Source organism: Rugamonas apoptosis, from assembly GCF_014042355.1.
In the GTDB taxonomy this organism is placed as follows: domain Bacteria; phylum Pseudomonadota; class Gammaproteobacteria; order Burkholderiales; family Burkholderiaceae_D; genus Rugamonas; species Rugamonas apoptosis.
The window spans coordinates 137188-152725 of the sequence record NZ_JACEZU010000002.1 but is presented as its reverse complement, the minus strand read 5'-3'; the positions used below and the strand labels follow the sequence as shown (position 1 = coordinate 152725).

Genomic DNA, 15538 nt, shown 5'->3' with positions numbered 1-15538 from the left:
TGCGGTTGCTGTCTATTGCGGCGCCGCGTCCGCGTTGCCACCCTTGACCACAAACAGGGTGGCGGCGCCGGGCGCGACGCGCACCTCGGCCCAGTCGGCGGCCAGGCTCAAATGCCCCACCTTGCCGTGCCAGTTGATGGCCGGTTCATTGCCCGTCCCCTGGGTATCCACCAGCAGCACCGTTCCCTTGTATTGCTCCGCCAGGTTGCTGATCTGTCGCCTTGGTTCGGCGTAGCCATCCTGTTTCGGCAGGAAGCCAGACAGCAGTGAAAAGCTTTTTTCCGCCTGCAGGCCGACGTCGCCGTCCGAGAACAGCACGAGGCCATCGAGCTTGCGGTGTTCGGCCAGCGTGAACAGGCGGTGCAGCCAGGCGCGGTTGGCCACCAGGCGGTCCTCGTATTCGCTGTTGCGGCCTGCCTCGGGACGGAAGTGATTATTCTTGGCAGGCAGGTTGATGGTGGCGAACAGCACGTTGCCGTATTCCCAGTGCGCGTTCTCCGCGTAGCTGCGGAACTTGGCCGTGCCCGACTGGCGCGTGAGCGTCAGGCGCCGGCTGCCCAGCGACTGGCTATCGGCGTACAGCAGTTCGCGCAGCCGGTTCAGGCGTTCGATGGCGTTGGAGCGGCCGGCCGAATTGAGGCACTCGGTCCAGTCGTCGCCGGCCAGCGACACGATCAGCGGCGCGTCCACCTCGTTGAATAATTGGCGGCGTTGGGCGTACAGCTTGTCGCTGCAAGGTTCCGCACCGGCTTTGACGCCGGTCGCGATGACGAAGGCGGGATTGGCGGCGCTGGCGTCGGCCAGGATGCGCCGCAGCGCGGATTCGTCGCCGCCGCCGGTGTTTGCGCTACTGCTCGCGCCGTTGCCCCCGTTGTTGCCCCCGCCGTTACCCCAAATGTGGCCGACCACGCTGAATTGGAATGGCGCGCCACGTGTGCCGGTGGCTTGTGCGGAACTGGATGCCGGCTTCGCGTGTCCGCCTGCCCATGCACCCGGCGCGGGCAAGGCGAAGGCCAGCGCCACCAGCGTGGCCTGCGCCGTCCGCATCGCGCCCGGCGAGCGGCGAAGTAGCGAGCCCGCGCAGTACATCATGCCAGTGCCGGTTGCGCCAGGCGTTTGATCTCGTACAGGCGTTCCAGCGCTTCGCGCGGCGACAGCGCGTCCGGGTCCAGCGCGTCGAGCGCGCCCAGCAGCGCTTGGACGGCCGGGTTGTCGGCCGAGTTGTCGGCCGGGGCGGAATGGGTGACCGCTTCGTCGTCGGCGTCCACCGCCGGTGCGGCGAACAAATCCAATTGCGGTGTGGCGTCCAGCGCCTGCGCCTCCAGCCGCGCGAGGTGCTTGCGGGCGGCCTTGATCACGGGCTGCGGCACGCCGGCCAGTTGCGCCACTTGCAAACCATAGCTTTGCGAGGCCGGGCCATCCTGCACCGCATGCAGGAACACGATGCTGTCCTTGTGCTCCACGGCCGACAGGTGCACATTGGCCGCCGTCGGATGGCTCTCGGGCAGCTGGGTCAGTTCGAAGTAGTGGGTGGCGAACAGCGAGAAGCTGCGGCTGGTGTCGATCAGGTGGCGCGCGATGGCCCACGCCAGCGCCAGACCGTCAAAGGTGGACGTGCCGCGGCCCACTTCATCCATCAGCACCAGCGAGTGTTCGGTAGCGCCGTTCAGGATCGCGGCCGCCTCCGTCATCTCCACCATGAAGGTGGAACGGCCGCCGGCCAAATCGTCGGTGGCGCCGATGCGGGTGAAGATACGGTCGATGGGGCCGATCACAGCGCTGGTGGCGGGCACATAACTGCCCACGTAGGCCAGCAATGTGATCAGCGCCACCTGGCGCATGAAGGTCGATTTACCACCCATGTTGGGGCCCGTGATCAGCAGCAGGCGGCGTTCGTTGACGAAGCGGCAGTCGTTGGCGATGAAGCGCTCGATCTGGCCTTCCACCACCGGGTGGCGGCCCTCGGCGATGTTGATGCACGGTTCGGCCACCAGTTGCGGCGCGCACCAGTTGTGGCGCAGCGCGTGCTGGGTGAGGGCGGTCAGCGCGTCGAGCCGTGCCAGCGCCTGCGAGATCGTCTGCAGCGTGCCGATGTGCGGCGCCAGGTCGGCCAGCAACTGATCGTACAGCAGCTTCTCGCGCGCCAGCGCGCGGTCCTGCGCCGACAGCGCCTTGTCCTCGAACGCCTTCAGCTCCGGCGTGATGTAGCGCTCCGCGTTCTTCAGCGTCTGGCGGCGGCGGTAATCGTCCGGCACCTTGGTGGCCTGGCCGTTGGTGACTTCGATGTAGAAGCCATGCACCTTGTTGTACTCCACGCGCAGGTTGGCGATGCCGGTGCGGGCCCGCTCGCGCGTCTCCAGGTCGACGAGGAACTGGCCCGCGTTCTCCGACAGCGCGCGCAGTTCGTCCAGCTCCGCGTCGAAGCCGCGTGCGAACACGCCGCCGTCGCGCACCATGGCCGCCGGTTCCGGGGCCACGGCCCGCACCAGCAAGTCCAGGCAATCCTCCGGCGTGGACAAGGCGGCGGCGGTCTGCGCCAACAGGCTGTCGTCAGCGCCCGTCAGGCTGCGCTGCATGCCGTGACGCAGGGCCGGCAGTTGCTGCAAGCCGTCGCGCAAACTGGCCAGGTCGCGCGGACGGGCCGACAGCAGCGCGATGCGGGTGGTGATGCGTTCGATGTCGGGCACCTGCGCCAGCGTGGCCGACAGGGCGCCCGTCACATCGCTGGCGGCCAGCGCGCCGATCGCCTCGTGGCGCGCGCGCGCCACGCCCTGCGCGCGCTGCGCGTGGTGCAGCCAGTAGCGCAGCAGGCGAGAACCCATGGCCGTGCGGCAGTGGTCCAGCAGCGAGAACAGGGTGGGCGACTCCTGGCCGCGGATGGTTTCCGTCAGTTCCAGGTTGCGGCGGGTGGCCGCGTCCAGGCCGATGAATTCGTTTTCCGTTTCCGTGGTCAGGCTGCGCACGTGCTGCAAGCCGCGGCCCTGGGTCGATTGGGCGTAACGCAGCAACGCGCCGGCCGCGCCGAAGGCCGCGCCCAAGCCATCGGCGCCGAAGCCCGTCAGCGTGGCCACGCTCAGTTGGTCCAGCAGCGCCTTGTGGCCGCTCACCACGTCGAAATGCCAGTCTGGCACGCGGTTCACGTGGCAGGCCATGGTTTCCTCGAACAGGTCCGCGTTATCGCCGCGCAGGATCTCGGCCGGCGCGATGCGTTCCAGTTCCTGCAGCAGGCGGGTGCTGACGGTGCGGCTGTCGCCCGAGAACTCCATCAGCTTGAGCGCGCCGCTGGCCAGCGACAGCCACGCCAGGCCGGCCGTGACCACCTTGCGCTGGCTGATCAGGCACATGGCCAGCAGCGGGCGTTCCGCCTTTTCCGGCAGCAGGTCGGCGTCCGTCAGGGTGCCGGGCGTGACCACCCGCATCACCTTGCGCTCGACCGGGCCCTTGCTGGTGGCCGGATCGCCGATCTGCTCGCAGATGGCGCACGACTCACCGATCTTGACCAGCTTGGCCAGATAGCCTTCCAGCGAATGGAACGGCACGCCGCACATCTTGATCGGCTGGCCGCCCGACGAACCGCGCGCCGTGAGCGTAATGCCCAGCAGGCGCGACGCCTTCTCCGCGTCCTCGTGGAACAGCTCGTAGAAATCGCCCATGCGGTAGAACACCAACATCGTCGGATGCTCGGCCTTGATGCGTAAATATTGCTGCATCATTGGGGTCACTTTTTCGGTGGGGCTGTTCTTGACGGCTGCGGCGTTGATTTCGTTGGGGACGGTGGTCATTGGTTCTTTTTCGGCGGTGCGATGAGTCTGGTTTTGCGGCAGCGCAGGCTGCCGCGCGATTAACCCTGCATTTTACCGCGTTCGGGGGCAGCATAGCTGTGCGGCGCGCGTTGGGCGGCAAGTGCTGTACCTTCTGGCTGGACTTCGGGGCTGTTGCCTGTTCGTTGTGGTACTCAGTGCTATAGTGAGATTCATCCGTGCCATTCAAGCGCGTGTTCAAAACGAAGACTTTCGACCGTTGGGCGAAGAAGACCGTGAACGACGCCGCATTGTGTTTGGCGGCGCGTGAGATTGAAGCCGGACTATACGAGGCAGATATTGGCGGCGGATTGTGCAAAAAAGCGAATCGCCACGTTTGGTCGGGGAAAACGGGCATCAATTCGGACGCTGGTGGCGAAGAAGAGTGTCCATGCTGTCTTTTTTCTGGTGGGACGCGAGAAGAGCGCGTCCGGAACCGACTTTTCGGAGACGGAAGTGGCCGTCGCGAAAAGTGTTGCCAAGGGGCTTGAGCGAGTGGATGTGGTGATGCTGGAGCGCATGGTGGTCACCGGGGCGCTCAAGGAGATTTGTCATGAAGAGTAGGGATAACGAAAAGCAGCGGGTGTTGCATGAACTGCTGCAAACGGCGCTTGACCTGAGTCAGCACGGCTTGTTGTCGAAGTCGGACATGGTGGCGATCAGGGGTATGTGCGAGATACCGCCGGCATATACGCCTGAGCGAGTGATAGCGATACGGACCGGGCAGGCGAAGATGAGTCAGTCGGTGTTTGCATCGCTGCTGAATGTCAGCGTATCGACCGTGCAGAAGTGGGAGTCGGCCAAATCTGGCAAGCGGCCCAGCGGGGCCGCTGCCAAGTTACTGCAATTGTTGGAGCGGAAGGGCGTGGCGGCGTTGATGGTGGCTGACGCAAGATAAGGATCAGACTCCCTGCACTTTCAGTGCACCAAATAAATAGTGGTCGAGCTGACTTCACGGCTGACGTGCTTGACATTCGCCGACGTCAAGCAGGACTGATTGGGCCCATGGCGGGAACACGGACTACAATCCACTTTGTCCTGCCCGGGAGATTTTGACCTGGCCAAAGTTGGGGAATTTAACCAAGCCAACGGGGCGGTTGATCAATATTTTGGTAGCGTTATTGTTGAGTTAAGTTGACTTAGTTTGAGCGATGGTGGATTCTGTGCAACATGAGGAGGAGTCCATCCCATTGCTACTGGCAAGGCATCCATTTCTCGGCCTCATCCCACGAAGCCTGATTGACTTGATAGGTAGGGTCACCTTTCAGCTCCGTCCAATACTTCGCCGCCCCACCTGCTTGTCTAAATGACATGATAGCGCCGATGCGCACCAGGATGCGATTACCCGCCGAGTTCTCTGTCACACCAGACAAGACAAATTGACGTTGCTCCGTCCGATATTGGGGCTGCCCCATCGCGACAAATCCAAGGTACACATCCTCGGTGCCATCCGCAGTCAGACAAACTTTCTGTCCGACCGTTTTTATCAAAGGCAGCAAAGCCAACTTCCTTTCAGATTCACGGCGCAAGCGCTCCTGCTCCGCTCTGGCAGCTTCAGCCTTTCTGGCCTCTTCTCTCGCAAGCGCTTCCTGTCGAACTTTTGCCCGCCCAGCAGCCTCCACTTGCTCTATTCTCTTTGCTTTTTGCCATTGCTCCTCATCCGCGTCCGTCGCGGGTTCGTGCTTCATTGTCAGCAGTTGGACGCTGTCAAACCAATTGGCGAAACGCACCTCGGCGAAATTGTTATCCTTATCGAGCATCACCCCACCATCCGAACTAAATGGAGTCGCTGGAAGCCCTCGCCAACGGTAGAGCGATGCAGTAAACGTCTTGCCATTCGTTAGAGTAACCTCAAACGACTTCGGGCTTTTCCGTTCAAGTCGGGTAATCATGCCTGCTGAAAATCGGCATGACTTAACGTCCGATTCAATGTATGCAACCTCTACCAATGGTTTCTTGTATGGAGCGGTCAGGCGCCCATACGCTGTCCCATCAACCATGGTCAGAGATGCGACGACGTCAATTGGGTTTTCTGGGGCGGGGTCGCGATAATCCTGGCGCAGGTTAGGCTCAAGGACCAGGTCCTTCTTCAATTCCGCGCAAGATGTTGAAAACCATCCGGCATGGCATATCAATGGCGAACAGGCCATGCCCAGAAATATAAATTTCGACAACAAGCGCATCCAGGCTCCCCATAAATGGTCGATATTGATTTTTTGATACTGCCATGCTGTTGTGCAAAAATCAATTTGCCTGAGCTGGAAAATGGTGATGTGTGGCTTGCAAACAAATGCACCTTACGCGGCCCGCGCGCTGGGCATGGCCACCACCCGTGGCCGCGCGCCCATGACCAGTATCCACAGCATGAACGCCACTTCGCCCAACTGGCAGGGGAAGGCGAAGTTGGCGACCGCGTCGTTGTACTGCGGCAGCAGCAAACCGGTGAAGCTGAGCGCCAGGTAGGCGACGCCGTTGATGGCAAGCCACGCGGCCACAAGGCGCGGAATATAGCCGCTGCGGTACACCAGCAGCGCCAGAGGGAACAGCCACAGGCCCCAGAAGATCTCCGACGCATAAGTCATCAGGCTGTGCATGCGCAGGAACAGCATGGCAAGGCCGTCGCGCTGGGCCGTGTCGAAGCCGGACAGGAAGTCGGCGCCGTGGGCCAGCACCAGTACGGCCATGTCGTTCAGCGCGTTGAAGAAGTACAGTGGCGTGTCCATGAAGCCCAGCATCAGCATCAGCAAGGCGGCGTTGCGGTCGACGCTCTTGAACAGCCGGTACAAGGTGTAAGTGAGCACCAGGCTGACGGCGGCCGTCACCAGGTCGCCCACCAGGCCGAAACGGAACAGCATTTCATGGGTGGCGATGTTGTTGATGGTGGCCACTGCGTCACCGTCGACGAACAGCTTGCCGGGGATGTAGACCAGGCGCAAAGGGGCGATCAGGATCACCAGCAGATAGATCAGGCCTGCGATACGGGTGTGCTTGTGTATCGTGTTCATGCGTGTCTCCTTTGAATTGTTGGTGGCGGCCCGAAGGTGATCGCCATTTACATGTTCGCTTATTGATTTCACGTGTAAAGAATATCTGACATGTGAAAGGCGCGCAATCAAAATCTGATATCAAATCAATAAATTTTTGTAGGAGGCTGGGGCGCCGGTTCGGCGTCAATGCCGGTGCTGTCGAAAGCTGCGCCAGATGGCCAGGTCGTAGGCGATTTTCAGCACCCCGCAAGCCACCAGCGGCGCGGCCAGCAGGCCGGCGGCGAACAGGGCGCCACCGACGCTGGGCGCGGCGGCCGAGGCCAGGCTCTTGGGCACCAGCGTGTAGCTGGCCGCCGCCGCCCGCTCTTCCGGCGTGACGACCGCCATGACGAAGGCGCTGCGCGCCGGCACATCCATTTGCGACAGCAGCGAGCGCACGATCAGCAATCCCAGCGCGACGCCCAGGCTGGGCGTGAACGCGGCCGCGATCAGGCACACACTGGCGGGAATGTGGGTGAATACCATGGTGTTGAGCAGCCCGATGCGCCGGGCCAGCTGCGGCGCGGCCAGTTGGGACGCGGCCGAGCATAAACCGGACCAGAAGAAGAATTGTCCGGCCGTCGCGAGCGAGAGATCGAAGCGCTGGAACAGCCAGTAGGCCAGCAGCGCGTTGACCACCAGCCCGCCGGCGAACGAGTCGACCGAGAACAGCATCGCCAGGCGGATCACGATGCCGCGCGATGGCCCCAGTGGCGCCGGCGCCTTGCGTGCCTCCTCATGTGGCTTGGGCAGCTTGCGGTACAGCAGCCAGACCGCGCAGCCGATCAGGCCATAGAGCACGAACATGCAGCGCAACGCGGCCAGCGTGGATAGCCCGCTCCATGCCGTGATCTGGCCCGGCAGCGCGGCGGCCAGCGCGCCAAACGCGGACAGCAGGGAACCCAGCAGGCTGTAACGGGCGAACAGTGCCGTGCGTTGCTCCCCATCGGCCGCCTCCGCGATGCGGGCGTGTTCCAGCGGCAGGAACAGGCTCACATCGCCCGCGCTGGGATTGAGCGTGCCGACAAAGGCCACCAGCAGCAGCGGCCCGAAGGTGGAACTGGCCGCGAACGCGAAGCCGGTGGCGGCCATCAGCATGGCGGCGCCCAGCAGCAGGCGGCCGTGGTGGACGCGATGGCCCCAGGCGCCGATGGCCAGCGTGGCCAGGGCGGAGCCGAGCAGGGTGGCGGTGGCGAGCAGGCCCACCGTCCAGGTGTTCAATCCCAATGCGATCAGGTAGGCGGGCAACAGCACGGCGACATAGCCGTCGGCGAACGCGCGCAACGCCCGGCCCTGCAGCAGTGGCAGGGCGGAGGCGCTGGCCCCGGCGGGCAGCAGCAGGCGCTTGATCATCGGCGTTCCCGCCGGCATGCGAATGTATTCACGCGTAATGGCGCATCGATTGCGGTTGGCATCACTCACCGTGAAGGAATTGGAGGGCGGGGGCAGTGCCAACAATCGTACACGGATTCGACAATGGGCGTTTAACTGCCGGGCTCGTGCACGAATGTTGGCACTGACCCTGGGGGATTGCGGGGGCTGGCTTTAGGTGCTGGCGCTGACCTCGCACAGCCAGTCGAATGCCAGTTGCACGGCCGGCGTGCGCGGGGCGAGCGTGGAGCGGGTCAGCCACAGGCGCGGCAGCGCCACTGTGGGGATTTGCGGCAGCGCGTGCACCAGGCCGCGCCGCAGCGCGGCGTCCGCCTGCAGGCGCGGGACCATGGCGATGCCCAGCTCCTCCTGCGCCGCGTCCAGCCGCAAGCGCGCGGCGTCGATGGTGATGGCGCGCGTGGTCGCCATGTCCTGCGCGGCCAGCCATGGCGCCCATTCCGGATAATGTTCGTCGATGATCAGCGGCGCCGCCGCCAGCACGTCGGGGAAGGGCAGCGGCAGCAGGTGCGAGGCGCTGCCCGCACCGCACACGGCCAGCGCATGATCGTCCAGCAACGGCACGGAACTCATTTGTCCGCCCCGCAATTCCTGCGTGGAGATGATCAGGTCCACGTCGATGCGGTCGATCTCGCGCAACTCGTCCTGCGTGATCAGCCACACTTCCATGCGCGGGTAACGTGCGCGTAGTTGACGCAGGCGCGGCATCAGCCAGCCGCCGGCGAAGTCGGCGCCGCATGCCAGCAGCACGGAGTCGGGATTGCGATACGGTTCGATCCGTTCGCGCCCGTCGCGCAGGGTGTTGAGCGCGCTGGCCACTGTCTGGCTGAATAACTCGCCGGCCGCCGTCAGCTTCACGCCCCGTCCCAGCCGGCTGAACAGGGCTTGGCCCACCCACTGCTCGAGGTGCTGGATCTGGTGGCTGATGGCGGACTGGGTCAGCGCCAGTTCCTGTGCGGCTTTGGTGAAACTGCCCAGGCGGGCGGTGGCTTCGAAGGCCAGCAGGCTTTGCAGCGGGGGCAGGCGCTTTTCCATGAGCTATGAAAAAAACTAATGAGTTGAACGATATCGTTCATTTTACATGGCGCCGTATCCCTTGCAGAATGGATGTCAGAGAAGTACCGCAGCACCATTCATTTCAACCATTCATATCAGGAATCTCATGAGCGCGGAAATCAAGGGCGACGGCGCGATCCGCCGCCAGTCGCTGTACGGCAGCAATCCAGAAAACACTTACGCGGGCGTGCTCAGTTTCATGCGCCGCAATTACAGCCGCGACCTCACCGGGGTCGATGTGGCCATCTCCGGCATACCGCTCGATTTGTCCACCACCTTCCGCCCCGGCGCGCGCCTGGGACCGGCCGCCGTGCGGGCCGCCAGTGTGCAACTGGCGGAGTTGATGCCGTTCCCGTGGGGCTTCGATCCGTTCGGGGAGCTGGCTGTGATCGATTATGGCGACTGCTGGTTCGACGCGCACAATCCGCTGACCATCGCGCCCACCATCGTCGAACATGCCCGCACCATCCTGGCCAGCGGCGCCAAGATGCTGACCTTTGGCGGCGACCACTTCATCACCTATCCGCTGCTGAAGGCCCATGCGGAAAAATACGGCAAGCCACTGTCGCTGATCCACTTTGACGCCCACTGCGACACCTGGGCCGATGACAATCCCGATTCACTCAACCACGGCACCATGTTCTACAAGGCCGTCAAGGAAGGGCTGATCGATCCCGCCACCTCGGTGCAGGTGGGCATCCGTACCTGGAACGAGGACTTCCTGGGCTTTAACGTGATCGACGCGCCGTGGGTGCATGCCAACGGCACGGCCGCCACCATGGAGCGCATCCTGTCCATCGTCGGCGCGCGTCCGGCTTATCTGACGTTCGATATCGATTGCCTCGATCCGGCCTATGCGCCCGGCACGGGCACGCCGGTGCCCGGTGGCCTGACGTCGGCCCAGGCGCTGGCGCTGGTGCGCGCCATGGGGCCGCTCAACCTGGTGGGGATGGATGTGGTGGAAGTGGCGCCGCCATTCGATCACAGCGAGATCACGGCGCTGGCCGCCGCGCACCTGGCGGCGGACATGCTGTGCGTGCTGCGCAATCAGAAAGTGGCGGGGAAGGGGGCGGCCAGCGGCGCATGAAGCGTGGCGGACGCGTGCCTCGCCAACGGCACGGCGGGCGCGCGCTTCGCCAAGGGCGCGGCGGGCGCGTGCTTCGCCAAGGCGCGGCGCGGGCGAATAACTTAACCCGCCGCCTTGGCGATCATGGCCAGCGCCACGGCGGCTGACAGCAGCGCGAAACCCCGTTGCAGCATGGGGCCGGCCAAGCGTTCGGCCAGCGCCCGTCCGCCCAGCATGCCGATGATGGCGCCGGCGGAAAACGGCAGGGCCACGGCCCATTGCAGGTGGCCGGCCAGCGCGCTGGCCGTCACGCCCGAAATCGACACCAGCGCGATCACGGCCAGCGAGGTGGCCACCACCGACTGCATCCGTAAATCCGTGTAGCGCTGCAGGGCCGGCACCATCACGAAGCCGCCGCCCACGCCCAGCAGGCCGGACAGGGTGCCGGCCACCATGCCCGTCATCGTCAGCGCGCGAGTGCAGGGGGCGGTCCAGATCAGGCGACCACCCGCGGTATCAGTGCGGCAGGACGGCGGCAGCATATGCTGTTCGGGCGCCGCGGCCGAAGGCAGCGTGCGGCGGTAGCCGCGCCACGCCACGTACAGCAGGACCAGGGCGAAGGCCACGCTGAGCGGGCGGTTCGGACTGCGCTGCGCCAGCCACAGGCCGGCCGGTGCGCACACGATGCCGGCGCCGGCCATCAGCGTGGCGGCGCGGTAGCGCACCGTGCCCGCCTTCAGTCCCAATACGGCGCCCAGCGCGGCGGCCAGGCCCACGGCAAGCAAACCCACGGGGCCGGCCTGCGCCATGCTTAAATGGGCGCCGAACACGAGCGCCGGCACGGCCAGGATGCCGCCACCGGCACCCGTCAGCGCCAGGATGATGCCGATGCCCAGACCAAGCAGCAAGATAGTCAGCATGTGCCCTCCGCGCGGCCACGCAGGCATGGGGATGAGTGTGGGAAGTGCGCGTTCATCGGTCGGTCAACTCCGGCGTGGCCAGCCATTCGCGGCCCTTCAGCATGCCTTTCCAGTACAGCGGCGGCATGATGCGTTCCTTGAGCAGCCACGCCAGGCGCGAGGGACGGGTGCCGTCGATCAGCCAGCGCGGGAAGCTGGGCGCCAGCTTGCCACCGTATGTGAATTCGGCCAGCACGATCTTGCCCCGTTCCACCGTCAGCGGGCAGGAACCGTAGCCGTCGTACTGGGCGATGCCGGTTTCCTTGCCCATTGCATGCAGCAGGTTGTGCGCCACCACGGGCGCCTGCTTGCGGGCGGCGGCGGCCGTCTTGGCGTTGGTGGTGCTGGAGGCGTCGCCCAGGCCGTACACATTGGGATAGCGCTTGTGGCGCAGCGTGCCGGGATCGACTTCGACCCAGCCGGCGGCGTCGGCCAGCGGACTCACGCGCACGAAGTCGGGCGCGATCTGCGGCGGCACCGCGTGCAGCATGTCGAAATCGCGCGCGATCACTTCCTTGCCGCCGTCGGCACGCACGCGGGTGAAGGTGGCGCGCCGCGCGGGGCCATCGACGGCCGTCAGCGTTTCGCCCAGGCGCAGGTGGATGTCGTACTGGTGCACGTATTCCATCAGCGCCGGTACGTAGTCGGGCACGCCGAACAGGGCCGCGCCGGCGTTGCAGAAGTCGATGTTGATGTTGTCCAGCCGGCCTTGCCGGCGCCAGTAGTCGGCCGCCAGGTACATCGCCTTTTGCGGCGCGCCGGCGCATTTGATGGGCATGGGCGGCTGCGTGAACAGGGCGCGGCCGCCGCGCAGCAACTGGATCTGCTGCCAGGTGTAGGGCGCCAGGTGGTACAGGTAGTTGGACGTGACGCCATTGCGGCCCAGCGTGTCGGCCAGGCCATCCACCCCTTGCCAGTTCAGTTTCAGGCCTGGGCATACCACCAGGTGCTGGTAGCGCACCACGCGGCAGCCGTCCAGGATCACGGCGTTGCGTTCCGGCTCGAACGCGGCCACGGCGGCCTTGATCCAGTGTACGCCGCGCGGAATGGTGGCGGCCATGGTGCGGGCCGTGGTGGCCGCGTCGAACACGCCGGCGCCCACCAGGGTCCAGCCGGGCTGGTAGTAATGTACGTCGGCCGGATCGATGATGGCCACATCCAGCTCCGGCGCGCGCGCCAGCAGGCTGGCGGCGGTGGCGATACCGGCCGCGCCGCCGCCGATGATGACCACGGCGTGTTCGGCCTCCGCCACTTCGACCGGGGTGCGGCCGTGGTTGGCGATGCGGCGCACCACGCCTTTCAAATCATAGCCGGCGGCTGCGGCGGCGGCCAGCAACTGGGGCAGGGGCTGGCTGCCCGATTGCGACAGCGCCCACATGGTGGTCGAGCGCATGCCCGTGCGGCAGTAGGCCAGCGCCGGCTTGGGCACGGTGGCCAGCAACTGGCCGAAGGCGGCCGCCTGTTCGTCGCTGACCTTGCCCGATTCGACCGGCAGATAATGGGTTTCGATGCCGTGTTCGCGCGCCGCCTGGGCAATCTGGGCGAACACGGGCTGGTCGCCGGCCTCGCCGTCGGGGCGGTTGCAGATGATGGTGCGGTAGCCATCGCGCGCCAGTTGCGCCACGTCGGCGGGCTGGATCTGGGGCGCGACGGCGAGGCCGGGCGCCAGCTGCTGTAAGGTCATCTAGGTGTCTCCGTGTTGGTCGTGGCGTGCAGGCATGGCGCGCATCATAGTGCGTTGAGAGGTATCTTCAGGTAGCGCACGCCGTTGTCTTCCGGATCGGGGAAGTGGCCGGCGCGCATATTGACCTGCACCGACGGCAGCAGCAGCGCCGGCATGTCCAGCGTGGCGTCGCGCGCGCTGCGCATGGCCACGAATTCTTCCTCGCTGATGCCGTTGCGTACGTGGATATTCAGTTCGCGCTGGTCGGCCACGGTGCTGATGAACTGCACTTCGCGTCCACCCGGCTTGTAGTCGTGGCACATGTAGAGCAGCGTGTCGGCCGGCATGCTGAGCAAGCGGTTGATCGAGTGGTACAGGGTGCGCGCGTCGCCGCCGGGGAAATCGCAGCGCGCCGTGCCGTAGTCGGGCATGAACAGGGTGTCGCCCACGAACACGCCCGTCTGGCGGCCGTCCGTCACCACGTAGCTCATGCAGGCCGGCGTGTGGCCGGGCGTGTGCAGGGCGCGGCATTGCAGGCCGCCCACGTCAAACGTATCGCCATCGGCGAACAGGTGGTCGAACTGGCTGCCGTCGCGGCACAGGTCGGCGCCGGCGTTGAACAGTTTGCCGAACACTTGCTGCACCGTCGTCACCAATTTACCGATGCCGATCCGGCCGCCCAGTTGCTGTTGCAGGTAAGGCGCGGCTGACAGGTGGTCGGCGTGCACATGCGTCTCCAGTATCCACTGCACGCTCGCGCCCAGTTCGCGCACCCGTTCGATCAGGCGGTCGGCCGTGTGGGTGGAGGTGCGGCCGGACTTGTGGTCGTAATCGAGCACGCTGTCGACCAGTGCGCACTGCTTGCTGGCGCCATCGAGCAGCAGGTAGCTGACAGTCGAGGTGGCGGGGTCGAAAAAGCCTTCGACTTGCAGCTGGGCGGTGGTGGACATGGCCGTTCTCCTTGGGAAATGATAGCGAACTGAGCGCAAATTGCATGCCAGACGTTTATTGGTAGCATTCGCTCTCCGTAAGTGATTGATTAAAATCAAGGAAATCGGCGCGTGGTGGTGCCGGGAGACGCTGGCCGGGGCGGCGTTGCTGGCCTGTATGGCAGTGTTTTGGCTGTCGATGGCAGTTTGTGGCAGTAATATGGCAGAGTTCACTGATCTATGGCACAGTAGCGCCATTCCCCGGAGCCGCCATGCATCCCATCATCCCGATCGCCGCCGACAATCTGCCCAACGTGCCCCAGGTCCAGGCCCTGGTGTCGTTCCTGCAGCACGAGGCCCAGCCGATGATCGTGCTCGATCCCGACTACAACATCCTGGCCGCCAACATCGCCTACCAGCGCCAGTTCGGCAGCGTGGACAAGCCCTATCTCGGCCAGAAGTGCTTCCGTATCTCGCATCATTACGAAGTGCCGTGCGACCAGGCGGGCGAGCATTGCCCCATGCGCCAGGCCCGCCTGTCGCGCGGGCCGGACCGGGTGCTGCACATTCACCACACGCCGCGCGGGCCGGAACACGTGGAGGTGGAGCTACGCCCCATCCTCGACGCGCACGGCGAGATCGCCGCCTACGTGGAGCGTTTGACGCTGGTGCGCAGCGCCTCGGCCCGTCCCAGCGGCGCCGGGCTGGTGGGGCGCTCGGCCGCCTTCAACGGGGCGCTGGCCGCGTTGCAGCGGGTGGCGCCGTCCATGCTGCCGGTGCTGTTGTTGGGTGAATCGGGGACCGGCAAGGAGTTGTTCGCGCGCGCCGTGCACGAGGCCAGCGAGCGCGCCAGCGGACCGTTCGTGGTGGTCGATTGTTCGGGCTTGACGGAGACGCTGTTCGAGAGTGAATTGTTCGGCCATGAGAAGGGGGCGTTCACGGGCGCCACGGCGCTCAAGCAGGGGCTGGTGGCAACGGCGCAGGGCGGCACCCTGTTCCTCGATGAGATAGGCGATGTGCCGCTGGCCATGCAGGTCAAGCTGTTGCGGCTGATCGAGTCGGGCACTTATCGGCGGGTGGGCGGCATCGACACCCAGCACGCCAATTTCCGGCTGGTGGCGGCCACCCACAAGCCGCTGCGGCAGATGATGGCGCAAGGGCTGTTCCGTCCCGACCTGTACTACCGCATCAGCGCGTTCCCGATCCGGCTGCCGGCGCTGCGCGAGCGGCGCGACGATATTCCACTGCTGCTGCAGTCGTTCCTGCAGCGCGCCTTACCCGGCCAGCCCCGTTTGACGATCGAAGCGGACGCGCTGGAAGCGCTGCAGCGCCACGATTGGCCGGGCAATATCCGCGAGCTGCGCAACGTGCTGGAACGGGCGCGCCTGTTCGCGGACGACGGCAAGATACGGGCAGCCCATTTGCCGCACTGGGATGAGGCGGAGCCGGCGGCCCATGGCGTGGCGGCGCGCGCCGACGGCGACGGTGCGGCCGATTTCGCGCGTGCCGTGGCGGCCTTTCGCGGCACCCGCGCCGAACTGGCGGCCCACCTGGGCCTGAGCGAGCGTACGCTTTATCGGCGCCTGAAAGCACAGGGGCTGGCCTGAGCCGCGCCCAGGCCAGCCCCCGCTGGCGTCATGTCAAAAAAAC

General features: G+C 65.2%; 13 protein-coding genes and 1 pseudogene. 5 read left to right on the top strand and 9 right to left on the bottom strand.

The genetic code is table 11. The features are described from left to right. Positions 1–12: 12 nt before the first annotated feature. Together H3H39_RS04370 and mutS are read right to left on the bottom strand one after the other, a co-directional pair. The gene (locus H3H39_RS04370; RefSeq protein ID WP_229217867.1) at positions 13–1092 is read right to left on the bottom strand and encodes a hypothetical protein; all 1080 of its coding nucleotides are present in this window, start codon (positions 1090–1092) and stop codon (positions 13–15) included. Further along, positions 1089–3782, bottom strand: a complete 2694-nt coding sequence (gene mutS, locus H3H39_RS04365; protein WP_182152091.1) for a DNA mismatch repair protein MutS — start codon at positions 3780–3782, stop codon at positions 1089–1091. The genes H3H39_RS04370 and mutS overlap by 4 nt, the downstream gene beginning before the upstream one ends. A gap of 197 nt (positions 3783–3979) precedes the next feature. Between mutS and H3H39_RS28270 the strand changes: the two are divergent. From H3H39_RS28270 to H3H39_RS04355, 3 genes and pseudogenes are all read left to right on the top strand, one after another. Continuing rightward, positions 3980–4096, top strand: a pseudogene (locus H3H39_RS28270) (type II toxin-antitoxin system RelE/ParE family toxin); the annotation flags it as partial. After that, on the top strand, positions 4068–4364 hold the full coding sequence (locus H3H39_RS04360; protein WP_311196851.1) for a type II toxin-antitoxin system RelE/ParE family toxin: 297 nt from the start codon (positions 4068–4070) through the stop codon (positions 4362–4364). The pseudogene H3H39_RS28270 and the gene H3H39_RS04360, both read left to right, overlap by 29 nt. After that, the gene (locus tag H3H39_RS04355) at positions 4354–4698 is read left to right on the top strand and encodes a helix-turn-helix domain-containing protein (RefSeq protein WP_182152090.1); all 345 of its coding nucleotides are present in this window, start codon (positions 4354–4356) and stop codon (positions 4696–4698) included. The genes H3H39_RS04360 and H3H39_RS04355 overlap by 11 nt, the downstream gene beginning before the upstream one ends. Positions 4699–4993: 295 nt before the next feature. On the opposite strand, the gene H3H39_RS04350 is transcribed toward H3H39_RS04355, so the two are convergent. From H3H39_RS04350 to H3H39_RS04335, 4 genes are all read right to left on the bottom strand, one after another. After that, positions 4994–5983 carry a hypothetical protein gene (locus H3H39_RS04350; RefSeq protein WP_182152089.1) on the bottom strand — a complete coding sequence of 330 codons (990 nt, stop codon included), beginning with the start codon at positions 5981–5983 and terminating at the stop codon, positions 4994–4996. Positions 5984–6097: 114 nt separating this feature from the next. Next, positions 6098–6805, bottom strand: coding sequence for a DUF4386 domain-containing protein (locus tag H3H39_RS04345; protein WP_182152088.1), 708 nt, complete (start codon positions 6803–6805; stop codon positions 6098–6100). A gap of 165 nt (positions 6806–6970) precedes the next feature. Beyond that, the gene (locus tag H3H39_RS04340; protein WP_182152087.1) at positions 6971–8179 is read right to left on the bottom strand and encodes an MFS transporter; all 1209 of its coding nucleotides are present in this window, start codon (positions 8177–8179) and stop codon (positions 6971–6973) included. Between the two features lie 192 nt (positions 8180–8371). After that, positions 8372–9250 carry a LysR family transcriptional regulator gene (locus tag H3H39_RS04335; protein WP_182152086.1) on the bottom strand — a complete coding sequence of 293 codons (879 nt, stop codon included), beginning with the start codon at positions 9248–9250 and terminating at the stop codon, positions 8372–8374. A 127-nt stretch (positions 9251–9377) separates the two neighbouring features. Between H3H39_RS04335 and speB the strand changes: the two genes are divergently transcribed. Then, positions 9378–10358, top strand: a complete 981-nt coding sequence (gene speB, locus H3H39_RS04330) for an agmatinase (RefSeq protein WP_182152085.1) — start codon at positions 9378–9380, stop codon at positions 10356–10358. Positions 10359–10459: 101 nt separating this feature from the next. Here the strand turns inward: speB and H3H39_RS04325 are convergent, their stop codons facing one another. Genes H3H39_RS04325 through H3H39_RS04315 form a run of 3 tightly spaced genes read right to left on the bottom strand, consistent with a single transcriptional unit; the run spans position 10460 to position 13909 of the window. Continuing rightward, positions 10460–11257 carry a sulfite exporter TauE/SafE family protein gene (locus tag H3H39_RS04325; RefSeq protein WP_182152084.1) on the bottom strand — a complete coding sequence of 266 codons (798 nt, stop codon included), beginning with the start codon at positions 11255–11257 and terminating at the stop codon, positions 10460–10462. Positions 11258–11309: 52 nt separating this feature from the next. Continuing rightward, positions 11310–12980 carry a bifunctional protein tyrosine phosphatase family protein/NAD(P)/FAD-dependent oxidoreductase gene (locus H3H39_RS04320; RefSeq protein WP_182152083.1) on the bottom strand — a complete coding sequence of 557 codons (1671 nt, stop codon included), beginning with the start codon at positions 12978–12980 and terminating at the stop codon, positions 11310–11312. A gap of 44 nt (positions 12981–13024) precedes the next feature. Further along, on the bottom strand, positions 13025–13909 hold the full coding sequence (locus H3H39_RS04315) for an MBL fold metallo-hydrolase (protein ID WP_182152082.1): 885 nt from the start codon (positions 13907–13909) through the stop codon (positions 13025–13027). Positions 13910–14160: 251 nt separating this feature from the next. Between H3H39_RS04315 and H3H39_RS04310 the strand changes: the two genes are divergently transcribed. Beyond that, positions 14161–15495 carry a sigma-54 interaction domain-containing protein gene (locus H3H39_RS04310; RefSeq protein ID WP_182152081.1) on the top strand — a complete coding sequence of 445 codons (1335 nt, stop codon included), beginning with the start codon at positions 14161–14163 and terminating at the stop codon, positions 15493–15495. The last annotated feature ends 43 nt before the right edge of the window (positions 15496–15538 follow it).